Source organism: Acinetobacter sp. NS-4 (genome assembly GCF_037402435.1).
In the GTDB taxonomy this organism is placed as follows: domain Bacteria; phylum Pseudomonadota; class Gammaproteobacteria; order Pseudomonadales; family Moraxellaceae; genus Acinetobacter.
Genome location: NZ_JBBEUE010000015.1, coordinates 58,329 through 80,274, shown reverse-complemented (window position 1 = coordinate 80,274; position 21,946 = coordinate 58,329). Strand labels below are relative to the sequence as shown.

Annotated in this window: 21 protein-coding genes and 1 pseudogene; 7 read left to right on the top strand and 15 right to left on the bottom strand. The window is 42.8% G+C overall.

The features are described from left to right. Positions 1-27: 27 nt before the first annotated feature. The 8 genes from WAE57_RS12095 to hflX all read right to left on the bottom strand — a co-directional run bounded on the left by WAE57_RS12095 (position 28) and on the right by hflX (position 5,418). Positions 28-477 carry a DUF2147 domain-containing protein gene (locus tag WAE57_RS12095; RefSeq protein WP_086175425.1) on the bottom strand — a complete coding sequence of 150 codons (450 nt, stop codon included), beginning with the start codon at positions 475-477 and terminating at the stop codon, positions 28-30. 158 nt (positions 478-635) lie between these two features. Beyond that, the gene (locus tag WAE57_RS12090; protein WP_301435306.1) at positions 636-1,085 is read right to left on the bottom strand and encodes a DUF2147 domain-containing protein; all 450 of its coding nucleotides are present in this window, start codon (positions 1,083-1,085) and stop codon (positions 636-638) included. A gap of 162 nt (positions 1,086-1,247) precedes the next feature. Next, complete coding sequence (locus WAE57_RS12085; protein WP_086175423.1) at positions 1,248-1,697, bottom strand: DUF2147 domain-containing protein; 450 nt, start codon at positions 1,695-1,697, stop codon at positions 1,248-1,250. 149 nt (positions 1,698-1,846) lie between these two features. Further along, positions 1,847-2,293: a DUF2147 domain-containing protein gene (locus tag WAE57_RS12080; RefSeq protein ID WP_086175422.1), complete on the bottom strand. Its 447-nt coding sequence runs from the start codon at positions 2,291-2,293 to the stop codon at positions 1,847-1,849. A gap of 162 nt (positions 2,294-2,455) precedes the next feature. Beyond that, on the bottom strand, positions 2,456-2,902 hold the full coding sequence (locus WAE57_RS12075; RefSeq protein WP_086175421.1) for a DUF2147 domain-containing protein: 447 nt from the start codon (positions 2,900-2,902) through the stop codon (positions 2,456-2,458). Positions 2,903-2,988: 86 nt separating this feature from the next. Further along, the gene (locus tag WAE57_RS12070) at positions 2,989-3,663 is read right to left on the bottom strand and encodes an LrgB family protein (RefSeq protein WP_086175420.1); all 675 of its coding nucleotides are present in this window, start codon (positions 3,661-3,663) and stop codon (positions 2,989-2,991) included. 9 nt (positions 3,664-3,672) lie between these two features. After that, positions 3,673-4,044 (bottom strand): hypothetical protein, encoded by a 372-nt coding sequence (locus WAE57_RS12065; RefSeq protein ID WP_337710805.1) that lies wholly within the window; start codon positions 4,042-4,044, stop codon positions 3,673-3,675. A gap of 42 nt (positions 4,045-4,086) precedes the next feature. After that, positions 4,087-5,418: a ribosome rescue GTPase HflX gene (gene hflX, locus WAE57_RS12060; RefSeq protein WP_337710800.1), complete on the bottom strand. Its 1,332-nt coding sequence runs from the start codon at positions 5,416-5,418 to the stop codon at positions 4,087-4,089. Between the two features lie 377 nt (positions 5,419-5,795). On the opposite strand from hflX, the gene WAE57_RS12055 reads away from it, so the two are divergent. After that, entirely contained in the window at positions 5,796-6,629 is an 834-nt protein-coding gene (locus WAE57_RS12055; RefSeq protein WP_337710799.1) for a lysophospholipid acyltransferase family protein, read from the top strand. A gap of 4 nt (positions 6,630-6,633) precedes the next feature. On the opposite strand, the gene WAE57_RS12050 is transcribed toward WAE57_RS12055, so the two are convergent. Beyond that, positions 6,634-8,268: a phospholipase D family protein gene (locus tag WAE57_RS12050; protein ID WP_337710798.1), complete on the bottom strand. Its 1,635-nt coding sequence runs from the start codon at positions 8,266-8,268 to the stop codon at positions 6,634-6,636. A 112-nt stretch (positions 8,269-8,380) separates the two neighbouring features. On the opposite strand from WAE57_RS12050, the gene WAE57_RS12045 reads away from it, so the two are divergent. Both WAE57_RS12045 and WAE57_RS12040 read left to right on the top strand, forming a co-directional pair. After that, positions 8,381-9,391, top strand: a complete 1,011-nt coding sequence (locus tag WAE57_RS12045; RefSeq protein ID WP_337710797.1) for a metallophosphoesterase — start codon at positions 8,381-8,383, stop codon at positions 9,389-9,391. Positions 9,392-9,478: 87 nt separating this feature from the next. Continuing rightward, positions 9,479-9,823 (top strand): hypothetical protein, encoded by a 345-nt coding sequence (locus WAE57_RS12040; protein ID WP_237788270.1) that lies wholly within the window; start codon positions 9,479-9,481, stop codon positions 9,821-9,823. A 67-nt stretch (positions 9,824-9,890) separates the two neighbouring features. Here the strand turns inward: WAE57_RS12040 and WAE57_RS12035 are convergent, their stop codons facing one another. Both WAE57_RS12035 and WAE57_RS12030 read right to left on the bottom strand, forming a co-directional pair. After that, the gene (locus WAE57_RS12035; protein ID WP_237788269.1) at positions 9,891-11,207 is read right to left on the bottom strand and encodes an MFS transporter; all 1,317 of its coding nucleotides are present in this window, start codon (positions 11,205-11,207) and stop codon (positions 9,891-9,893) included. A gap of 143 nt (positions 11,208-11,350) precedes the next feature. Continuing rightward, positions 11,351-11,992, bottom strand: coding sequence for a hemolysin III family protein (locus WAE57_RS12030; protein WP_337710796.1), 642 nt, complete (start codon positions 11,990-11,992; stop codon positions 11,351-11,353). Between the two features lie 102 nt (positions 11,993-12,094). Here WAE57_RS12030 and WAE57_RS12025 point away from each other — a divergent pair, with 102 nt between their 5' ends. Beyond that, the gene (locus WAE57_RS12025; protein ID WP_337710795.1) at positions 12,095-13,318 is read left to right on the top strand and encodes an SAM-dependent methyltransferase; all 1,224 of its coding nucleotides are present in this window, start codon (positions 12,095-12,097) and stop codon (positions 13,316-13,318) included. A 57-nt stretch (positions 13,319-13,375) separates the two neighbouring features. Continuing rightward, positions 13,376-13,801 carry a GNAT family N-acetyltransferase gene (locus tag WAE57_RS12020; protein WP_337710794.1) on the top strand — a complete coding sequence of 142 codons (426 nt, stop codon included), beginning with the start codon at positions 13,376-13,378 and terminating at the stop codon, positions 13,799-13,801. A gap of 69 nt (positions 13,802-13,870) precedes the next feature. On the opposite strand, the gene WAE57_RS12015 is transcribed toward WAE57_RS12020, so the two are convergent. From WAE57_RS12015 to WAE57_RS12000, 4 genes are all read right to left on the bottom strand, one after another. Continuing rightward, the gene (locus tag WAE57_RS12015) at positions 13,871-14,140 is read right to left on the bottom strand and encodes a hypothetical protein (RefSeq protein ID WP_337710793.1); all 270 of its coding nucleotides are present in this window, start codon (positions 14,138-14,140) and stop codon (positions 13,871-13,873) included. A 504-nt stretch (positions 14,141-14,644) separates the two neighbouring features. Continuing rightward, positions 14,645-16,777, bottom strand: a complete 2,133-nt coding sequence (locus tag WAE57_RS12010) for a 3-hydroxyacyl-CoA dehydrogenase NAD-binding domain-containing protein (protein ID WP_337710792.1) — start codon at positions 16,775-16,777, stop codon at positions 14,645-14,647. A gap of 11 nt (positions 16,778-16,788) precedes the next feature. Then, positions 16,789-17,994: an acetyl-CoA C-acetyltransferase gene (locus tag WAE57_RS12005; protein ID WP_337710791.1), complete on the bottom strand. Its 1,206-nt coding sequence runs from the start codon at positions 17,992-17,994 to the stop codon at positions 16,789-16,791. A 170-nt stretch (positions 17,995-18,164) separates the two neighbouring features. Continuing rightward, positions 18,165-19,175 (bottom strand): AraC family transcriptional regulator, encoded by a 1,011-nt coding sequence (locus tag WAE57_RS12000; protein WP_086175406.1) that lies wholly within the window; start codon positions 19,173-19,175, stop codon positions 18,165-18,167. Positions 19,176-19,392: 217 nt separating this feature from the next. Between WAE57_RS12000 and WAE57_RS11995 the strand changes: the two genes are divergently transcribed. Together WAE57_RS11995 and WAE57_RS11990 are read left to right on the top strand one after the other, a co-directional pair. Next, positions 19,393-20,511, top strand: a complete 1,119-nt coding sequence (locus WAE57_RS11995) for a CaiB/BaiF CoA-transferase family protein (RefSeq protein WP_337710790.1) — start codon at positions 19,393-19,395, stop codon at positions 20,509-20,511. 121 nt (positions 20,512-20,632) lie between these two features. Continuing rightward, positions 20,633-21,913 (top strand): annotated as a pseudogene (locus tag WAE57_RS11990) (carbohydrate porin). Positions 21,914-21,946: the final 33 nt, after the last annotated feature.

The window sequence follows — 21,946 nt, the reverse complement described above, 5'->3', positions numbered from 1 at the left end:
TCATGTGGCTTTTTTGTTTAGAGGTACTTAGTCAAGTCTGATCCAGGTCTGGCTGCGTCCCAAGGTGGAAATACCCATATAAGCTCTTAAAGTTAAACGCTTGCCTGTTGCATTCAGTCGAACTTTGGCATCATAAACTTTACCCGCTAGAGGATCTATAACACGGCCTTTTTCGTAGTTATTGGTTCCAGATACATGTTTTAAGCCCTTCAGAATTTCCATACCCAAAATTGGTTGATTGGTATATGGTGCTGGACAATTATTACATGTCTCTCGTGGGGTATAACCTGGGCGAGGAGTAACTTTAATAATTTTCCCGGTAAATGTATTATTGGTTTCTTGATTAATTTTAATAATCGCTTTCGCAGCACCGGTCTTATCGTCAATTTGCTGCCATGTTCCAGAAATGTCTTGAGCGAAAACATTTCCACTGAAAAGTGCAGCAGCAAAAGCAGCCAGCAATAGATTCTTTTGCATATAAGACTCTCACTTAATCTTTCATTTTTTAATTAACGGATATATTAAATAGATAAAGTAATTAGTCAATATACTCTAGAGTCAAGCAAAAAGTTTTAAGCTGATTTGGATAAAAAGCCACTCTATTGTGGCTTTTTAATTAAAAACAGGGATTTGGATTAATCGACCCGTAACCAGGTTTGACTGCGTCCTAGTGCGGAGATACCGATGTAGCCACGTAAAGTGAGACGTTTTCCGCTCGCATTCAGTCGAACTTTGGCATCATAAATTTTACCTGCTAAAGGATCGATGACCCGGCCTTTTTCATAATTAAGGGTATCTGGCACGTGTTTTAAACCGGTAAGGACATCCATGCCTAGAATGGGTTGATTGGTATACGGTGCAGGGCAGTTGTTGCATGTCTTTTGCGGTGTATAACCTGGACGAGGTGTCACTCTGATAATTTTACCAGTATAAATATCATTTGCGTCTTTACGAATTTCGATAATGGCTTTGGGTGAACCTGTCTTGTCATCAATTTGTTGCCATGTACCCGATAGATCTTGTGCCAATACATTCCCACTAAAAATTAAACTGGCAAGAGCAGTAAGTAAGATATTATTTTTCATATAAATTCCTGCGGTTGTGGTGAATATTTTTTTAATTAATAAAAAACATATTAGAAATGTTTGAAAATTAGTCAATATGATGCGTCATGGATATGAAGAATAATGTGCGTTATTTAAATATCATTGAGTAAAAAATCACCATAATACTGATTTTTGTCATATTTAGTCGTTTTTAATCCAGGTTTGAGTTCGACCCAAAGCAGAAATTCCCACATAACCACGTAATATAAGACGTTTACCATTGGGAGAAATTCGCCCTTTCAAGCCATATATTTTTCCTGTTAAAGGATCAAGTACACGACCGTTTGCATAATTATTTCCATCAATATGTTGTAAACTTTGAAAGATTTCTAATCCCAATATAGGCTGATCTGTGTAGGGTGGTGGACACTTGAAACAGGTTTCTCGGGGCGTATAACCTGGGCGTGGTGTTACTTTAATAATTTTTCCAGAATAAGATCCATTAGTTTGTTTTTTAATTTCAATCAGTGCCTTAGGTGAACCTGTTTTATCATCGATTTGTATCCATGTACCGGTTATCTCCTCAGCAAAAATTGAAACACTGCTTAATAGTGCTACAAAAAATGTAGTGGTAATTGCTATTTTTTTCATAAAATTTCCTCATCTATTTAAGTCAAGCCATCCTGGTGACTTATTTAAAATGGGGCAGAACTACGAAATTTGCGGCCTTTTGGGATAAAAGTTTTAAGCTCTCATTCGTATCATGTTCCCCATCTATGCTGAACCGTAATTAACATACTTTAATCTTGTTTAATCCATGTCTGGCTACGGCCAAGTGCAGACACACCGACATAACCACGTAGAGTGAGACGTTTACCGTTTGGACTTAATTTTGCTTTGCCGCTATAGATTTTACCGTTCAGTGGATCAAGAACTTTGGCATTTACAAACTGATTATCCCCGCTAGATTTTAATCCCGTTAAAACATCTAATCCTAAGATGGGCTTGTCGGTATAAGGGGCTGGACAATTTACACAGGTTTCTTTCGGGGTATAACCCGGAGGTGGTGTTACTTTTACAATTTTTGCCGTATAAGTCCCATTGCTTTCCTGACGCATTTCAAGAACCGCTTTTGACGAGCCTGTTTTGTCGTCAATGGTTTTCCATGTTCCCGTAAGATCATTTGCCAATAGATTTCCACTGAAAATTACACTAACAAAAGCAGCAAATAATAGATTTTTCTTCATATCAACTCCTAGGAGCGTGTAAAATATTTTTCTTGTCTGTATTAAAGATATAGTTATCGTTTAAAAATTAGTCAATACATTGCTTCATAATAATTAAAAATAATGTGAACTATTTAAATATCAGTGAATAAAAAAGCCACATAGTGCGGCTTTTTGTCATATTTAGTCGTTTCTAATCCAGGTCTGGCTGCGTCCTAAAGCGGAAACTCCGACATAACCGCGCAGGGTTAAACGTTTTCCATTGGCACTTAATTTTGCTTTCATACTGTAAATATGACCAGATAGCGGATCGATAATTTTACCATTCGCATAGTTGGGTCCTTCTATATGTTTTAAGCCTTTCAGGATATCCATTCCCAGGATGGGCTTATTGGTATAGGGTGCAGGACATTTGACGCAGATTTCTTTGGGAGTATAGCCAGGACGAGGGGTTACTTTGACCACTTGTGCGGTATAGGTGCCGTTACTTTCCTGACGAATTTCAAGAATGGCTTTTGATGAACCGGTTTTGTCATCAATATTTTTCCAGGTTCCCGTGATGTCTTCAGCAAAAACAGCACTGCTGCTGGTAGAAAGAAGTAGGGCGGCTAATATTTTAATATTTTTCATCAAAAAAACCTTACGATAACTTCATGATCGATTTTCATCATAAGGTCAACTTTTGACTGTACCAATGGTTATTAATGATTCACTAGTCACATTTTTTGCAAATAAAGTATAAAAGTTGGCAGCCATATTGCAGTAAATACAGCATTCACTGCCATGCCAAATGCGGCATAGCGTCCTGCCACGCTGCCTCTTTGCCATGCCTGTGCTGTTCCAATGGCATGAGCAGCCAAGCCTAATGCCAAGCCTGAAGCGCGTTCGTCATTGATATGACGCAGGATCAACGGAGAAAAGGCAGCTCCAATAACACCGGATAAAATCACAATAAGAATGACCATGCTAATCGGAGCATGTAATAGGGTCGCAATATTGATGGCGATTGGTGTGGTTACGGCACGAGTAGCAAATGCCATGATGCTTGAATCGGTCATATGCAATAAATAGGCAAGTCCCATAGGCAAAGCCACCGCACTGATACTGGCAAAAACCAGAATTCCGAGCATGGCTTTCAGCGGCAGATCATCATAACGCATGGCGGCAAGGGGAATGGCCAATGCCACAGTGACATAGCCCAAGAGGTGATTAAAAAGTGGATTGACCTGGAGCATATAGGATTCATAAGGAATGCCAAATACAAACAGCAGTCCAATAATCAAAAACATGCCGATCACAATCACCGGAACTTGCGGAAGGCGTTTGTTAATAGGTTTTGCGACCAGATAGGCGATCAGCGTGATCATTAAACCGTAGAAGACTGCGAACATATGATTTCCCTATAACCAACGCTTGGACATTTTTGCATAAACCCACAAGGGGATCAGGGTGCTGATAAACATCACCAGCAGGAAAGCAGGGATTTCTTTTCCCATCTGGGTCAGCATAATTAAAGAGCCGGCGCTGATGGGCAAAAAAGCAAAGGCACTTTCTTTCATGATCTTGTTATTGGTGTCGACCAAGCGACTGGGTAATTTGTTGAAACTTCTCCAAATAAATAAAGTCACCAATAGGCTGATCAAGCCCAGCAGGTTACCCAGTTCAGGATGATGAAATTGTGTGCTTAACCATACGGCTCCTTCACGGAAGCAGATGATTAATGCCAGTGTGCCAATCCAGGCTGGCCAGTCGATTGTTTTTATCCAGTCCATTTTACCAACAATTATAATTACACTTGTCACGTTTTAACCGATTTATCGTTTTATTTCAAATTCTTCAAGCGGCCGCTTAAATTGTACCGCCTTCTGCCCCAGAATTTCATCGATAGGCAAATGCGCCTGTTTAATCAGCTGTTCCAGCTTTTGCGGGGCTATGATCACGTGCAAATGCAGATTGCCTACATCATCATAATTTTCAGATTGAATGACATTCAAGGCATACAATTGGTTACGCAATTTGCCATATGCAGGCTTTAACGCTAATTCGAAGCTTTGAATTTGCCCCATCAAACATTCTTGTACCGCTTGACGAAGCAGGTCTAAACCCTGGCCTGAGTGTGCTGATACATACACCCGATCGGGCATGTGCGGTTTGGCATAGACAATCTTGGCATCTTCACCGCTCACATCAATTTTGTTATAGACACGAAGTACTGGCACATTGGCGCCAATTTCCTTGAGTACCGATTCTACTGCTTCAATCTGTTCCAGCATGTCTGGGCTGCTAGAATCAATCACATGAAGCAGCAATGTGGCCTCTAAGGTTTCTTCAAGTGTCGCTTTAAAAGATTCAACCAAAGAATGCGAGAGATTACGCACGAAACCCACGGTATCCGCCAGAACTAAACGTCCAATCCCATCCCATTCCAGGCGGCGCAGTGTTGGATCCAATGTTGCAAACAGCTGATCTGCCGCGTAAACATCGCTCTTGGCCAGAATATTAAACAGGGTGGATTTGCCGGCATTGGTATAACCGACTAAAGAGACGGTCGGCACAGCGGCTTTCTGACGTGCAACACGACCTTGCATGCGGGTCTGGCGGACTTTATCCAGTTTGGTTTTGAGTTGTCCCATGCGAATACGCAGTAAACGGCGGTCTGTTTCAAGCAAGGTTTCACCCGGACCACGTAAGCCAATCCCCCCTTTTTGACTGTCGAGATTACTCCGGCTACGCACTAAACGTGAGGATAAATGCTGTAACTGTGCTAATTCGACTTGCAATTTACCTTCATAGGTACGTGCACGTTGCGCAAAAATATCTAAAATCAGTTCGGTACGGTCAACTACGCGGCATAGCATGATTTTTTCTAAATTACGGGCTTGAGCCGGCGTCAGCGAATGATCGAAAATGACCAGGTTGGCTTCAAGGTCCTGTACCAGAGCGGCAATTTCTTCTGCTTTGCCAGAACCGATAAACAGTTTGGGATCAGGCCTGATACGTTGAGCGGTGATATGTTCTAAAATTTCGGCACCCGCAGATTGGGCCAGTAAATGAAATTCTTCTGCATCAAGGTCATCTAACAGCTGTACCGATACACTCACTAGGATTGTTCGTTCACTCCCTTGATGTTGCTCAAAATATTCCACTAAATATGATCTCTACTGCGTTAAAACTTCATTTTAGTTGAAAATGAGCAGGGAGAGGGAAAAATAGCAAAAACTTAGCAAAGCATCGTAACAAGATATTCAGTCCACCCCGCATTGTTATGATGAGGGAAATCTCAGAGTAAATGATTAAAAGCATCAAAGAATGCAGGTTTATATGCATTTAGTTTTTAATTTTCAGCGCATGATTTAATCTCTTTATTTATGATAGAAATAAATAATTTATGAACTCTGTTTGCTAAATTGAGAAAATAAATAGCCGATTTGGGTTTTTATGATCAATGCAAGATTAAAATGAACAGTATAGAATGCAGAAAATAAATGATTAAACGCTGTAGCTGGTAATTAGTGATCCCTCTATGAATCAATCCTCTGTAACTGAACATTCTTCGTTAAATGGCCTGTCTAAATTTTTCTTATATAGCAGAAAGTTAGTGGCTGTTTTAGGGGCGATTATTCAAGGATTTTATCTGGTTTATCGTCACCGTTTATATAAAGATCCGAATAATCCATGTAATACCCGTTATGTGCAGCATTTTTGCCGGGAATTATGTAAGGTTTTTAACCTTGAAATTCAGGTACATGGGATAATTCCGCGTGAACCGGCCTTATGGGTGAGCAATCACATTTCCTGGCTGGATGTCGCCGTTTTAGGTTCCGGTGCCCGGGTGTTCTTTTTAGCCAAAGCGGAAATTGAAAAATGGCCCTTACTGGGGAAACTGGCCAAGGGCGGTGGCACATTATTTATTAAGCGCGGTTCTGGGGATTCAATTAAAATCAAAGAGCAAATTACCAGCTTTTTAAAACTGGATATTCCGGTATTGTTTTTCCCTGAAGCGACCACTTCGGATGGCAGCAAAATTAAAAAAATCTATGGCCGTATTTTAGGTGCAGCGATTGAAGCCCAGCGTCCGGTGCAAATTTGCCTGATCTGCTATGTCAATCAGGATGGGCAACTGGATACGGTCGCGCCATTTATTGGGGATCTTAGCTTTGCCGACCATGTTAAAAAAGTGCTGGAAATGCCCAAGGTCACTGCACATTTAATGGCATTGCCGGCTATTTCTGTGCAAGGGCATACTGTTGAAAGCTTGACTGAAGAAGTGCAAACTCAAATGATCGAAGGCTTGGCCCGCTTACAGCACAAAGTACTGAAGACTTCACCTATACCACTTCTGTCCAAGCAGTCATGAAGGCTTACATAAAGCCTTCTAGCGGTAACCAGGAAATCATTTTAACACCTGCTTTTTGCCACCATTTCATCTTGGGTTCTTTCTGATAAGTTTTGATGCTGCCATCATGCCGTTTAATCTGCCAGTTGATTTGATTGTTGGCATTTAACACCAGTTTGTAGGCATATTTAGACAGGTTCTGATCCATAGTGGAATGAATCGCTTTGGCCAGATTCGGACTGTCCAGCAATACACCAATTTCGGTATTTAAATAAGCGGAACGTGGGTCGAAATTAAAAGACCCAATAAAAACCTGCTTCTCATCTATGGTCATGAGTTTGGCATGCAAGCTGGAACGGCTTAAACCTTTGATGCTGACTTTGGCTTTTTCTGCAATTTCCTTGGTATTGGCATTCAGGTTTTCGGTTTCCGGTACAGACAGAAACTCGTAAAGCTGGACATTATTCTGGAGTAAATCTTTACGATATTTGCCATAAAAGGCATGCACCAAAGCCACATCATTGGCTTTAAAGGAATTGGTCAGTACCCGCACATTAATATTGTTTTGAGCCAGATCACTCAGCATCTTTTCGCCTTTTTTTTCCGGAACAAAATAAGCGGAAATAATATCGACACTGTGTTCGGGTTTTTTGAGGCGATTAATCAGCTGAAAATTCAGATGTTGTTCTTTTTTGGCCTTGGCCCTGATTTTACTGGCTGAATCACTGACGATTTCGGCTTTGACCCAGTCAAATTGAATACTGTTATTGAGCCAGTCTTCAAAAGCATGCGATCGGGTGGCTAAATCGAGATAATTCTGTACGGTAATGTTTTGATAGTGCTCTTCCAGCTGTTGCTTCAGACTGTCAAAGCGTAATGAATAATGCCTTGGATTGACTATTTGTTTGACCGGAAAAGCATAATCGTCATTCCAGTATTCATCGAAGGAATGAATAATTTCATCCGATGCAGCACCGACCAGCATCACATCGACATCGGAAAACTGATAATTGTCACTGACGTTATAATACTGGTTACTCATATTGCGACCGCCAATTAATGCAATCTGGTTATCTGCAATAAAACTTTTGTTATGCATGCGACGGTTAATGCGTTTTAAATCCAGCACCATGTCCATGGCACGGTAATGTCTAAAACGGTAAGGATTATACAGGCGCACATCAATATTTTTATGCTGATCGAGAGCCAGATAAATGCCTTCCATCTTTTTGGCATTGTTGTCATCCATCAATAAACGAACTTTTACGCCACGGTCAGCTGCTTTAATGATGGAGTGTAGGGCCAGCGATCCAATTTTATCGTTGTCCCAAATGTAGTATTGTAAATCTAAAGTTTTTTCTGCTTTATCAATTAAATGGATACGTGCAGCCAAAGCTTCCAGCGGGTCATATAAAACATGATAACCGGTCAGATTCGGGTTTTGCTCCCTCAACGGCATAATGATTTTAGCTAGGGAAGTCTGTTCGGTTTTGGTGTCGAATGAATATTCAACCGGTTGGGGAATCTGTTTAGGCAGGGTTGAACATGCAGGAATCCCCAGAATCAGGCTACAACTAAGTAATACTGCGGTTTTATAGCTATGAGATCTATATGATTTCGCAGTATTTAAGTGTGTAAGTCGATGAGAAGATTGCGTCATATATTGTAAAACGATACCAAAATTTGGTTTGAGTATAATTGCCAGCTGTGAAAAGATAAATATCGTAATAGATGAATGATGTAATATCATCGTAATGATTAGAGACGATAATATGTGGGATTCGCACGCAGTTGCTTTTTATTTTTATATTTGTTTCGCTCTGCTTGCGGTGTGGGGTATCGCACAGGCTTGGTTAAGCCAGACACGGACAGAAACCATTCATCCCTTTAAGGCCTTTGTACATTTATTGGCCTTTTATTTATCTTATTTACTTTTCCCATTATTTTTCTTTAGCTTATTTGCCGGTTGGAGTGGTTATTACTCTATTCACCAAGCGGTGTTTATTTTCTTGCTGAGTTGCGTGCTGATTTATGCCCGTTTTATCGAACCTCAGCATGTCATGGTTAAAACCCTGCAATATCAGCTCAATCCGGAACAAAATCTGCAGCGTCCGGTCAAACTGGCCTTGATTGCCGATTTACATATTGGACTGTTTTCCGGACATGAACGCCAGCTGAAAATTATTGTCGATAAAATCAATCAGCAGAATCCCGATCTGGTGGTAGTGGCAGGGGACTGGACCTATGAACCAGAAAACAAACTGGCAGATGAGCTGGCCATTTTACAAAACATCAATGCTCCGGTGTATTCAGTCAATGGCAATCATGATGAGCAGTACCCGGGACCACCGATTCAAAACCTGTTGCGGCATGCGCTCAAAGTCAATAATGTGATTGATATTGAAGGACAGATGATTGAATTCGATGAGTTCAGATTGCTCGGTGTGGGGGATTTATGGGCCGGTAAAACCGATATGCGTTATATGCCAGATTTGCCGCAAGACAAACCTTGGGTCATCTTGTCACATAATCCGGATACGGTAGATATGGTACCGCAATTACCGACACGTCCGCTCATGCTGTCGGGGCATACCCATGGCGGGCAGGTGGAACTGCCTTGGCTGACCAATTACATCATGAAAAAAGTATCCATTCTTGGACATAAAAAAGGTTTATATGAGCATGAAAATGCTGATGTATTTGTCACAGTAGGTACAGGGCTGGTCGGTGTGCCGTTTCGTTTTCGGGTACCGCCGACGATTGATATTATTGAATTGGTTTAAATCTTGAAGATCGGTTTCAGGAACAATTTTTGACATACTGTAAAACAAGATTATTTTATAACAATGAGAACGGAATAGGAGAAGGGCATGTCTTTTTCAGAAGAGGTCGGTCAGTTTTTTGCTTTAACAGAACCTCAATCGGCACAGCTTGAAGCGGGTTTAATTGCTCTGGAACAGGCTTTTCAACAAGCCGAAAGTGATGTGGTCAATACACCAGAATTTGCCAGCAGGTTTTATCAAAAGTTTCAGCAACTGATCACGGCCTTTGGGATTGATGAAAAGAATGTGGAAGCTTTCTTGGATCACTTATACGGAACAGAAAGATACCGTCAGCTGGTGACTTACATTGTTCCCAGTTATTACCAGTCAGGTGGCGATCGAAAAGTCTTTGAAGAGCTTTATCAACAGATGTTAAGTGATGAACAGATCTGAAGCAGTGAGAAAAAACATATAAAAAAACCAGCGTGGATAACGCTGGTTTTTTTATTCAGAAATGAGATTAAACCTGGTTGTTTACATCATCATTTTTGGTTTCACGAATGGCCAGGAAGGCAAGAAGTGAAAGCAGAGAAGCAGCGGTTAAGTAATAACCGACAGCATATAAACCATAGGTCGTTGCAAGCTTAGTTGCGATTAATGGTGCAAAAGACGCCCCAAAAATACCTGCAAGGTTAAAGGTTAATGCTGAACCGGTATAACGCACTGAAGTTGGGAACATTTCAGAAAGTACTGTACCAATCGGGCCATAAGTTAAGCCCATGATCGCCAAACCAACACATAAGAATAAGAACACGATAATAGTGTTGCCAGATTCAAGCATGCTTGAGAACACCAGGCCAAACAATGCTGAAACAATACATACGCCAATGGATGTGGCTTTACGACCAAATTTTTCCGCAAAAACGGCAGAAAGTGGAATGAATACAGCAAAGCATAATGTGGCAACCAATTGCAGTTCCAGAAATTCAGAACGTGTGTAACCGAGTTTGGTGGTTCCCCAGTTTAGTGCAAATACTGTGGTCAAATAGAACACAACGAAGGTACAGATAGCTGCAATCGTACCCAGAATGAGCATGCCCCAGTGTTTGGTCAACACTTCTTTAAACGGAATATTTACTTCTTTTTGCTTATCCAATACTTTCTGGAAGGCAGGAGTTTCATGAAGTTTCAAACGAATCCATAAACCCATAATGACCAGTAAAGCACTTGAAATAAACGGAATACGCCAGCCCCATTGCATAAAGTCCTGTTCAGACATGAATGCGCCAAGGGTAATGAAAGAACCGGTAGCCAAGATAAAGCCGATCGGCGCCCCAAGTTGTGGGAACATACCGTACCATGCACGTTTGCCTTCAGGTGCATTTTCAGTGGCCAGAAGAACCGCACCACTCCATTCACCACCTAAGCCAAGGCCTTGACCTAAACGGCAAAGAGCAAGCAATAAGGGGGCAGCAAGACCAACTTGTGCATAAGTTGGAAGTAAACCAATACATACAGTCGAAACACCCATCGTGAGTAATGCCGCGACCAGGGTTGCTTTACGACCAATCCGGTCACCCAAATGTCCAAACAGTGCAGCACCAATCGGGCGTGCAATAAAGGCAATCGCAAAGGTGGCTAAAGACTGAATGGTTGCAGTGGTTGGATCTGTGCTTGCTGGAAAGAACAGATGTGGAAAAATAATGACTGCCGCTGTTGCATAAATATAAAAATCGAAGAACTCGATTGTTGTACCTACAAGACTCGCAGTAAGAACGCGGAATTTTGAGTTAGTTGCTACTTCTTCTGAAGCAACAATAGAATTTGATGACGCCATGGATGACCTTACACTTACTAAAAATAAAAAAACTTAGTTTTAAAAGCGTAATCTTTTTAAAAAAGGCGTAATTTCTTAAAAAAACAACGAACAACCGTCTCTACTCGACTCGCTCAGGGTCACTGAAATGAAGAATGAGAGGGTTAAATCACGTACAGATAGATAGACAGAAATTGTGATCCTGCACCTATTAATACAAAAATATGCCAGATAGCGTGGGTATATCTTACTCTTTTTAAGGCATAAAACAATGCACCCACGGTGTAAGCAAGCCCTCCAATAACTAAGTAGGTCAAAGCTTGAGCACTTAAAAAGCGTTGCATATCATCCATTACCAGCAAAGCCATCCATCCCATGCCCAAATAAGCAAGGAGGGAAATTTTTTGGAAACGATGGATGAAAATTAACTTGAATAGTGTACCAATAAGAGCAATCAGCCAAAGTGCAATCAATAAATAATGGGCCTTAGCTGTAGGAATGGCGATGGCCAGGAATGGGGTGTAGGTTCCCGCAATCAGATAATAAATAGCAGTGTGGTCGAGTTTTTTGTACCAGCCGCGTCGTTGTGGCGATTCGGCATAATGATAAAGACTCGATGCAGAAAAAAGTAAAATCATGCTTAGTGCATAAACGCATAAGCCGATAAATTGCCCAAGCGGTAAATAGCTGCCCTTAATCAGCATAAAAATGCTGGCAATAATGGCTAATAGTGCGCCAAGTGCATGACTGATCGCATTAATTTTTTCTTCATGTGGATCGTAAGCCTGCAGCTGAGATGTTGTCATTATTTATTTTCTATAATTAAAAAATACATTTGTATAATAATGCAGTTTTACCTTTAAAGTAAGAAGTTTTAAACTATAGCTTCATTTATTCGAGTGATTTGTATGTCTCAACCGGCTTCTCCTTTTATTCAGGAACAAAAATTCTTAGATGCCTTTCAGCAAGCCATTGAAACACATAGTTTTGATCGAATGATTATTAGCCAGCATAAAGGTGAACTTGAGCATTTGGAGAAAATGACCTTACGAGTCATTTCACTGCAAAACCAGCCTGTGCTCAGCTGTCTGTATCGTTACAAGACTCAAGATGTCACTAAAAATTATCCTTTGGCAGAAGCTGTGTCTTTGGTGCAATCGCTGTTGGCTCAATCTAAACAGGCCAATTTGTTTACCACGAGCGAAGAACTGCAACTGAAAAAAAATAAGAAGAAAGCCCTGCTGAGCAGTAGTAAAAAGGCGATTACTACCGTGAATCCGGCAGAGACACAGCAAGGCCATGACCGTGCCAAGCATCGCTATGTCGATCAAGACAGTTACTTTTTACAACCGCTTGGAATTACTGATCATAACGCACAGATTATTCCCAGCATGGCGCGTAAATGGAAACAGATTAATAAATTTATTGAAATTTTCTCGGGCGCCTTGGAACAGATTAGCCAACACGATCATGCACTGCGTGTGGTTGATTTTGGTTCAGGCAAAGGCTATTTAACCTTTGCTTTATATGATTATCTGGCCAAACACGACCAAACTCCTTTTGTGACCGGGGTCGAGCTGAATCCGAAAATGGTGGAATTTTGTCAAGGCGTTGCGCAACGTTCAGACTTTCAGCAACTGGATTTTTTTCAGGGCGATGTCCGTACCTATCAGCCTGAACATCTGGATGTCATGATTGCGCTGCATGCCTGCGATGTGGCAACTGACTTTGCCATTCATACCGGTATCCGCTTAAATGCGCAAATGATCATGTGCGCGCCGTGTTGTCATAAAGAATTGCGTCCACAATTAAAAAGCCCTGAAGTGCTGAAACCGATGCTGCAGTTTGGCATTCATGCCGGACAACAGGCCGAAATGCTGACCGATACCATTCGTGCCTTGCTGCTCAAAGCGTATGGCTATGAAACCAAGGTATTTGAGTTTGTGGCGCTGGAACATACCAGTAAAAACAAGATGATTCTGGCCACCAAACGCAAAGATTATCAAGCGCCAGACCCACAGGTTTTGGCGCAAATTCAGGCTTTAAAACAGATGTATGGCATTCAAAAGCATTCCCTGGAATTGCTGCTGAATGATCAATGGGATCAGCAGGATATTGGCTGTAAGTGTTAATTTAAAAGGGATAAAGCAGTTTTAAAGCTGCTTTTATTTTTAGGAAGATGATTGTTGATGACCTCATTTACGATACGCACAGGCAGTTGGGACGAATTGCACAATGATGCCAAATTGATTCGTGAGCAGGTCTTTATTCAGGAACAAAACATTGCTGCTGCCGACGAATGGGATGCGCAAGATGCCGTCTCATTGCATTTTGTGGTTTATGATCAGGCTCAGCCTGTTGCGACAGCTCGCCTGCTGCCAAATCACAGCATTGGCCGTGTTGCGGTTTTAAAATCTTATCGGGGGCAGGGCATTGGCAAGTTGTTGATGCTGCAGATCATTCAGCGAGCTAAGAATGAACAGCGCAAATTTTTGAAACTATCTTCGCAAGTACATGCCATTCAGTTTTATGCAGGACTTGGCTTTACTGTGCAGGGTGAGGAATATCTGGATTGCGGCATTGCGCATATTGATATGTATTTAAAACTGGATTAATCAAAGAAATCATCACATAAGACTTAAAAAAAGCGAGACAGATGATCTCGCTTTTTTTATTGTCTAGAATCAGTGACCAGCGGCAGCAGATGCGTCATGATCGGCCATCTGTGCATGTTCTGCTTCAGTCATGTTCATTTCTGCAGCAGTAGGCTCAGAAGCTGAAGACTGCTGCTGGTGTGCGGTATGCGTCTGATTACGTTTCTGGCTTGGCATGTAATCTGGGTCATTGCTCAGGGCCAGATAAAAGATGCCCATAAATAAAGCACCTAAAATACAAACAATAATAACGGCTTTCCAACCCCAAGGTGATTTTTCAGGAGAAGAGTGATTTGTCATAAGAGGTCTACCCACTGGATAAATAAAAAAATTTAAAACTTATGTAACTTTATAACATAAAAGCCAGTAAAAGCAGATGGGATTCTGTGGCTTGAAAAAGCATCGTGCTCAAGTGCAAAAAAAGAGAAGCATTTTGCCCACTGCTGTCCCATAATTTGAATTTTATTTTAGTATTGAATCAGTATAAAAGTTTTTTATATTTAAGTATTTGATATTTATATTTTTTACAGCCTTGTCTTTTATTTAGAAGTGTAAATGGCTTTGCGTAGGCTGAACCCTACTTTTGACAGACCAAAATGAGAACTCAAAATATATTTTGAGTTCGCAAGAAAAGTCCTTATTCCCCATACATGACATCCTGAGCCAGTTTTAAGCACTGCTTTAAAACGCAGCGCAAGGCATGGGGAATGTGTGGCATCCCTGCCACACTCGCGAATCTAACACATGGACTTCAACTATGGGACAGCAGTGGCATTTCACCTCTCTCTTTTTACAAGATGAAGTTTAAATTTTTTCGCCTTGGGCAATCTTGTCTTTTAGCAATTGCGGTGCTTTAAAGCGTTGACCGTATTTAGCTTCAAGGCTGTTGGCACGAATCAAGGCTTTTTCTAGGCCATATTGATTCAGGTATTGCAACGCACCGCCGGTCCAAGGGGCAAAACCAATTCCGAAAATAGAGCCGATATTGCCATCAACCGTCGATTCCAGTACACCTTCTTCCAGGCAGCGTAAAGTATCCAGCGACTGCACAAACAGGAAGCGGTCAATCATTTCCTGTTCAGAAATGTCGGTGTCTTGCTGCCATTTTTTCAGGCCATCCCAAAGCTGTTTTTTACCACCTTCCGGATAGTCATAGAAGCCTGCACCTGCAGCTTTACCTTTACGGCCAAATTCATGAATCATGCTGTGAATTACATCATCTGCCCCTGAACGTGGCAGGTCTTTGCCTTCAGCCTGTAATGCTTTTCGCGCTTCATTCGCAACATGTTCAGATAAGGTTAAAGAGACTTCATCCTGAATAGCCAGTGGACCCACAGGCATACCCGCTTTCAGTGCGGCCATTTCAATACGGGCAGGGTGTACACCTTCTGCTAGCAGGCGTAAACCTTCCTGCACAAAAGTTCCAAACACGCGACTGGTAAAGAAACCACGGCTGTCATTGACCACAATCGGGGTTTTGCCAATTTGCTGCACATAGTCATAAGCTTTGGCTAGGGTTTCATTGGATGTATTTTGACCTTTGATGATTTCCACCAGCTGCATTTTATCGACCGGGCTAAAGAAATGCAGTCCAATGAAACTCTGATCATTTTTAGAGGCTTGAGCCAACCCAGTAATCGGTAGGGTCGAGGTGTTGGATGCCATCACGCCACTGTCCGCCAAATACTGTTCAGCTTCTTGCGTGACTTTGGCTTTCAGTTCTGGATTTTCAAATACCGCTTCAATAATCAGCTCACAACCTTGCAGATCCGTAGCATCTGCCGTTGCCTGAATCAATGCTAAAATCTGAGCCCTTTTCTCGGCAGTTAAACGACCTTGCGATACTTTTTTATCCAGCAGCTTTTGGCTGTAGGCTTTGCCTTTTTCGGCAGCCTCCAGAGACACATCTTTTAAAACCACTGCAATGCCTTTGGACGCCGTGGCATAGGCAATGCCTGCACCCATCATGCCAGCACCTAAAATGCCAACTTTAGACGTTTTCCATTTGGCGATGTCTTTTGGACGGCTGGCACCAGATTTAATCGCATTTAAACCATGCCAGAAGGTCCCGATCATGTTTTTGGAAATTTGACCGGTGGCGAGGTAAGTAAAGTAACGCGATTCAATGGTTAGCGCAGTATCGACATCGACCTGAGCGCCTTCTACCGCAGCCGCCATAATCGCTTCAGGTGCAGGGTAGCAGCCCTTGGTCTTGTCACGTAGCATGGCAGGAGCAATCGCCAGCATTTGTGCTACCGCCGGTGAAGATGGCGTACCGCCCGGAATTTTATAGCCTTTTACATCGAAAGGTTGTACAGACTGCGGATTGGCCTTTACCCAGGCAATAGCCTTGTTTAGAAGTTCCTGTTCAGAATCGGCTGTGTCGTGAATCAGTCCTAAAGCTTTGGCTTTATCAACAGCAAATTGCTTGCCTTCCATTAGTAAAGGAAAAGCATTTTGCAGACCGAGCAGGCGCACCATACGCACGATACCGCCACCACCTGGCAATAAGCCAAGCGTCACTTCAGGAAGACCGAATTTTGCTTTGGGATCATTTAATGCAATACGCTGATGACAACACAATGCCAGTTCCCAGCCGCCACCCAGTGCTGTGCCATTCAGTGCAGCAACCACAGGAATGCCACGGGTTTCGATATAACGCAGCTTGGCTTTCATGTCTTCAATCATGTTGAAGAATTCTGTGGCATGTTCAGGTGTGGCCTGAATCAGTTCATCCAGGTCACCACCAGCAAAGAAGGTTTTTTTGGCAGAACGGAAGATAATGCCTGCAATGTTGTCATCGGCTTTTAGTTTTTCCACAGTTTCAGTCAAGGCTTCACGGAAATCTGCATTCATGGTGTTGGCAGACTGGTTTGGAGAATCAAGCGTCAAAATAACGATATTGTCGGCATTTTTCTCAAATTGGATTGCGCTCATTATTCTTCTCCTTAGACCAATTCAATAATGGTTGCGATGCCCATACCGCCACCGACACAGAGTGTTGCCAAACCACGTTTTTTGCCTTGGCGTTCCAGCTCATCAAGCAGCGTGCCCAAAATCATCGCACCGGTTGCACCTAGTGGATGTCCCAGAGCAATCGCACCACCATTGACGTTGACTTTGGCAGGATCAACATTCAGTTCAGTAATGAAACGCATCACCACCGCAGCAAAGGCTTCATTGACTTCAAACAGGTCGATGTCATCAATGGTTAAACCCGCTTTATCCAGTGCTTTACGTGCCGCTGGAGCAGGGCCGGTCAGCATGATGGTCGGATCAGAGCCTACAAGTGCAGTCGATAACACTTTGGCACGCGGTTTTAGATTTTGTTCTTTCACGGCTTTTTCTGATGCCACCAGAACCACTGCAGCACCATCAACAATACCTGATGAATTTCCGGCATGATGTACATGGTTGACTGTACCCACTTCAGGGTATTTTTGCAGTGCGATGGCATCAAAACCCATTTGTCCCATCATGGCAAAACTTGGATTGAGTTTGCCCAAGCTTTCCGCTGTCGTGGTTGGTTTGATGAATTCATCTTTGGCTAAAATAGTCACGCCTGCTTTGTCTTTTACCGCAATGACGGACTTGTCGAAATAGCCATTGGCTTGCGCAGCTGCGGCTTTCTTTTGCGAGTCAGCGGCAAAGGTATCTACATCGGCTCGGCTATAGCCATCAATGGTGGCAATCAGGTCGGCCCCAATGCCTTGCGGAATAAAGTCGCAGGCCATATTGGTTTCAGGGTCCAGTGCCCAAGGGCCACCATCTGAACCCATCGGCACACGGGACATGGATTCGACTCCTCCAGCGACCACAATATCTTCCCAGCCTGAGCGGACTTTTTGCGCAGCCAGGTTCACGGCTTCCAGACCCGAGGCACAGAAACGGTTGATCTGTACCCCAGCGACATCATTGTCCCAACCTGCGGCAATGGCTGCAGTTTTGGCAATATCGGCACCCTGGTCACCAATCGGGGTAACACAGCCCAGCACGATGTCATCTACTTTAGATGTATCGAGTTGATGACGGTCTTTCAGCTCATTCAGCAAGGTGGTCAGCAGGCTAATCGGTTTCACTTCATGGAGTGAACCGTCTTTTTTTCCTTTTCCGCGCGGTGTGCGAATGGCATCGATGATGTAAGCCTCGCTCATAGTCTGTCCCTTTTATGCGTTTAAAATTTTTATACTTTTTTGAGTGTAATGATTAATTTTTGAAGTGCAATGATGAGAACGGTTCAGGTCAGATGATGTTTTTGGTCAATAAAAAAAGCCCAGGTCGAAACCTGGGCAAGAGAGTCTTAAAAAAGATTTACTGATGTTGATCAGTGATAACCGTGCAACTGGCGATACAGACCCGGTGTTACCCCGGTCCATTTTTTGAAGGCACGGTGGAAGGTGCTGGTTTCACTGAAACCGACTTGCTGCGCGACATCTTCCAGGGTCAAGCCCGGATTGAGCAACAGGTGAATGGCTGCATCACGACGCAAGGCATCTTTAACGCCCTGATAGCTTTTACCTTCCGCAGCCAGACGACGGCGCAGGGTTTGCGGAGATAGATACAACATCGATGCCACATCATTCAAGGTTGGCATTTCTTCACCAATCTGGCTCTTCAATACTTCACGGATACGAGAAGTCAGCGAGTTGGTGTTTTTGAATTTGACCAGCAACTGTGCCGGCGCTGCTTTGAGAAATTCTTCCAGCGTGTCTTCATTTTGACGAATGGGTAAATCTAAATAGTCCGCAGCAAAGGTAATTTCGGTACGAGGCATATCAAACTGCATGACGGGTGCAAAAAACAGCGCATCATATTCCTCAGCGTGATTTGGGCGTGGATAACTAAAATGTACACGTTCAAGCGGTAAACGACGTTCTATCAGCCAAGATGCCAAACCGTGCCAAATCATCAGCATACTTTCAGTGATGAAATGATCAGGATCCATGCTTGTTGGAATTTGCGGAACCAGACGTGCTTCATGTTTGTCACGTTCTAGAGTTACCGCCCAATCATCGCCAAACAGTTTGTAGAACTGAGAAGAAAGCTCTAAGGCATCTCCTAGCGTTTTCGCGTGAATAATCAACTGACACATAATGGCAAAAGTGCCCAAACGACGTGGCTGTACATCAAAGCCGACATGTTCGTCCTGGGTCACCATCCATAACATCTTAATAAATCGGGTGTACTGTTCTGGAGAAATACGCGCTTTAGGCTGACGTAATAGTTCCGCCTCAATCCCCACATGTGACAATAAAGTTTCGACGTCCATTCCTAGACGTTTTACGCCTGTTAGAGCCGCGTTAACAAAGTGGATACTGATGGTATCGCGACTCATATTAAATCCTTCAGTCTCTTTCTCTTTTATATTCACTTGCAGTTGACCTAAATGACGCTAAAAATGATTTGGATGGCAATTTACAATAGTTGTTTTACCTTATTTACATCTTAAATTGCCGAAATGATCAAGGTAAATGGCTGAACATGACATTGTTTTGTTAGTTTTATATTTCTAAGATGAATGGAAAATCAACATAAAAAGAGTAAAACTGGATATGACAACGGCTTTAAAAGGATTAAAAGTTCTTGATTTTTCTACCTTGCTCCCTGGTCCATTCGCGACTTTATATCTGGCAGACCTGGGTGCAGAAGTGATCCATATTGAATCGCCTACCCGTCCAGACTTGATTCGGCTGTTACCGCCTTATGCCAATGGACAGGCGACTGCACACAGTTACTTAAACCGTAATAAACAGTCTATCGCTTTAAATCTAAAAGATCCGCAGAGTATCGAACTGATTAAACAGAAGATTACTGAATACGATATTGTCATTGAGCAGTTTAGGCCGGGAGTGATGCAACGGCTGGGCTTGGATTATGCCACGCTTGCAGCACTGAATCCCCGGCTGATCTATTGTTCGATTACCGGCTATGGCCAGACCGGAAGCTATAAAGATAAGGCTGGACATGACATTAACTATTTAGCTTTATCCGGAATTGCGGGGCATAGCGGCCGGCAGGACAGTGGGCCCCCGCCGATGGGCATCCAGATTGCCGATGTTGCAGGCGGTTCCTTGCACGCCGTGATTGGAATTCTGGCTGCCGTGGTGGAGCGCGAGCAAAGCGGCCTAGGGCAATATATTGATGTTTCCATGACTGATTGTGTAGCCACTTTAAATAATATGGCCGCAGCAGCCACATTGGCAGGAAATACCAAACAATATCCGCAGCAGTCGCATTTAAATGGCGGAACCTTCTACGATTATTACCAGACTCAGGATGGCCGTTATTTATCGATTGGAAGTTTGGAACCCCAATTTATGTCGGGACTGGCGCAAATTTTAGACTTGCCGCTACTAAGCGAAAAAGGTGCTTCCTTTGACCTACTGGATCAGCAAGTGGTGAAACAAGCCATTCAGGAGAAAATAAAAAGCAAAACTTTTGCAGAATGGACAACAATCTTCGCTGAGCAGGATGTGTGTGTAGAGCCGGTTTTAAATCTGGATGAAGCCTTACATTCCACACTGGCACAAGAACGACAATGGGTGGTTGAAGTCCCGCTGGATGAAGCAAGTCAACAGACTGAAACACAGCTGGCTTGTCCAATCAAGTTTTCACGTTCAAAGACAGAATATCTGCATGTGGGGCAGCATTTAGGTACTGGAAAGTGGTAGCTTTAACAGGCGATTAAAATATTAAAATTTAAAAACAATGTATTAACAATTTGTGCCCAAGGTTACAGAAAAACAGGAGTAGCATAAATATTACAAAAAAATAATATAAAGGTGATCTACTGTGAAAAAATTAAGTAGAACATTTAGTTTGGGTGTGAGCTTAATCTCCCTAAGCTGCGTCATTTCAACAGTACATGCAGCAGAAGCTTTTGACCCGCAAAGCCAGTGGATGTTTGGTGACTGAAATGGTAAACGTAGCGAGCTCCAAGCTAAAGGTTACGATTTTAGCTTTGGCTACACAGGTGAACTGGCGACGCTGCTGGACTCCAAGAACCATTCAAGTCATGGTACTGAATATGCCGATCAATTCGCTTTAGGTGCTCATTTAGACTTAGAGAAAATTGCAGGTTGGCAAGACACTGAAGCGCAAATTACCGTGACCGAACGGAATGGCCGTTCACTCTCTCAAACTTCCGATGCCTTGACCGGTCATAAAAGTTCAGTACAAGAAGTATGGGGCCGTGGTCAAACCTGGCGTTTAACTGACTTCTGGATCAAGAAAAAATTTCTGGACCAAAAACTGGACGTGAAAGTCGGTCGTTTTGGTGAAGGTGAAGACTTCAACAGCTTCGACTGCGATTTTCAGAACCTGGCGCTTTGTGGTTCACAAGTGGGTAACTGGGTCGGTGATCAATGGTACAACTGGCCAGTCAGCCAATGGGCTGCACGGGTGAAATACAACCTGACTCCGGAAGTGTATGCACAAGTCGGTGCTTATGAATATAACCCTGAAAACTTAGAGCGTGGTAAAGGCTTCAATTTAAGCACCGATGGTTCTCATGGCGCGATTATCCCAGCTGAAGTGGTTTGGATACCGAAACTCGGTGCTGCAAAACTTCCGGGTGAATACCGTGCCGGTTATTACTACAGTACTGCAGTTGCAGCTGTCATCGGTAGCATCACCAATCAACAAGATCATCATCAAGGTGGCTGGGTGGTTGCCAAACAGCAACTGACTGCTCATCACGGCGATGCTTCTCGTGGCTTGAGTGGCTTTGTAAACTTAACTGTACATGATACTGACACAAACCAAGTTAGCGACATGCAAAATATTGGTTTGGTTTATAAAGGTTTAATGGATTCTCGTCCTCAAGATGAGATTGCGGTCGGTGTAGCTCGCATCAATATCAATGATGATGTCAATGATGCAAACATCGCTAACGATAATGTAGATGTCCGTGGTCTACAAAATGAAGAATACAATGCCGAAATTTATTACGGTATCCATGCCACAAACTGGCTAACCATTCGTCCCAATGTTCAATATATCCACCAGGTGGGTGCATATAAAAATGGAGAAAATGCATGGGTTGGCGGTATTAAATTCCAAACCGCGTTCTAGTTTCTAGATGTCTAGTTTCTAGATGATAAGTAC

What these genes read in the sequence shown, in the direction of transcription:
- WAE57_RS12085 (WP_086175423.1), bottom strand. Translation starts at nt 1,697, where the DNA reads ATGAAAAAAATAGCAATTACCACTACATTTTTTGTAGCACTATTAAGC.
- WAE57_RS12050 (WP_337710798.1), bottom strand. Translation starts at nt 8,268, where the DNA reads ATGACGCAATCTTCTCATCGACTTACACACTTAAATACTGCGAAATCA.
- WAE57_RS12080 (WP_086175422.1), bottom strand. Translation starts at nt 2,293, where the DNA reads ATGAAGAAAAATCTATTATTTGCTGCTTTTGTTAGTGTAATTTTCAGT.
- WAE57_RS12075 (WP_086175421.1), bottom strand. Translation starts at nt 2,902, where the DNA reads ATGAAAAATATTAAAATATTAGCCGCCCTACTTCTTTCTACCAGCAGC.
- WAE57_RS12070 (WP_086175420.1), bottom strand. Translation starts at nt 3,663, where the DNA reads ATGTTCGCAGTCTTCTACGGTTTAATGATCACGCTGATCGCCTATCTG.
- WAE57_RS12015 (WP_337710793.1), bottom strand. Translation starts at nt 14,140, where the DNA reads ATGACAAATCACTCTTCTCCTGAAAAATCACCTTGGGGTTGGAAAGCC.
- WAE57_RS12000 (WP_086175406.1), bottom strand. Translation starts at nt 19,175, where the DNA reads ATGAGTCGCGATACCATCAGTATCCACTTTGTTAACGCGGCTCTAACA.
- WAE57_RS12025 (WP_337710795.1), top strand. Translation starts at nt 12,095, where the DNA reads ATGTCTCAACCGGCTTCTCCTTTTATTCAGGAACAAAAATTCTTAGAT.
- WAE57_RS12065 (WP_337710805.1), bottom strand. Translation starts at nt 4,044, where the DNA reads ATGGACTGGATAAAAACAATCGACTGGCCAGCCTGGATTGGCACACTG.
- WAE57_RS11995 (WP_337710790.1), top strand. Translation starts at nt 19,393, where the DNA reads ATGACAACGGCTTTAAAAGGATTAAAAGTTCTTGATTTTTCTACCTTG.
- WAE57_RS12035 (WP_237788269.1), bottom strand. Translation starts at nt 11,207, where the DNA reads ATGGCGTCATCAAATTCTATTGTTGCTTCAGAAGAAGTAGCAACTAAC.
- WAE57_RS12055 (WP_337710799.1), top strand. Translation starts at nt 5,796, where the DNA reads ATGAATCAATCCTCTGTAACTGAACATTCTTCGTTAAATGGCCTGTCT.
- WAE57_RS12045 (WP_337710797.1), top strand. Translation starts at nt 8,381, where the DNA reads ATGTGGGATTCGCACGCAGTTGCTTTTTATTTTTATATTTGTTTCGCT.
- WAE57_RS12095 (WP_086175425.1), bottom strand. Translation starts at nt 477, where the DNA reads ATGCAAAAGAATCTATTGCTGGCTGCTTTTGCTGCTGCACTTTTCAGT.
- WAE57_RS12020 (WP_337710794.1), top strand. Translation starts at nt 13,376, where the DNA reads ATGACCTCATTTACGATACGCACAGGCAGTTGGGACGAATTGCACAAT.
- WAE57_RS12090 (WP_301435306.1), bottom strand. Translation starts at nt 1,085, where the DNA reads ATGAAAAATAATATCTTACTTACTGCTCTTGCCAGTTTAATTTTTAGT.
- WAE57_RS12040 (WP_237788270.1), top strand. Translation starts at nt 9,479, where the DNA reads ATGTCTTTTTCAGAAGAGGTCGGTCAGTTTTTTGCTTTAACAGAACCT.
- WAE57_RS12010 (WP_337710792.1), bottom strand. Translation starts at nt 16,777, where the DNA reads ATGAGCGCAATCCAATTTGAGAAAAATGCCGACAATATCGTTATTTTG.
- WAE57_RS12005 (WP_337710791.1), bottom strand. Translation starts at nt 17,994, where the DNA reads ATGAGCGAGGCTTACATCATCGATGCCATTCGCACACCGCGCGGAAAA.
- WAE57_RS12030 (WP_337710796.1), bottom strand. Translation starts at nt 11,992, where the DNA reads ATGACAACATCTCAGCTGCAGGCTTACGATCCACATGAAGAAAAAATT.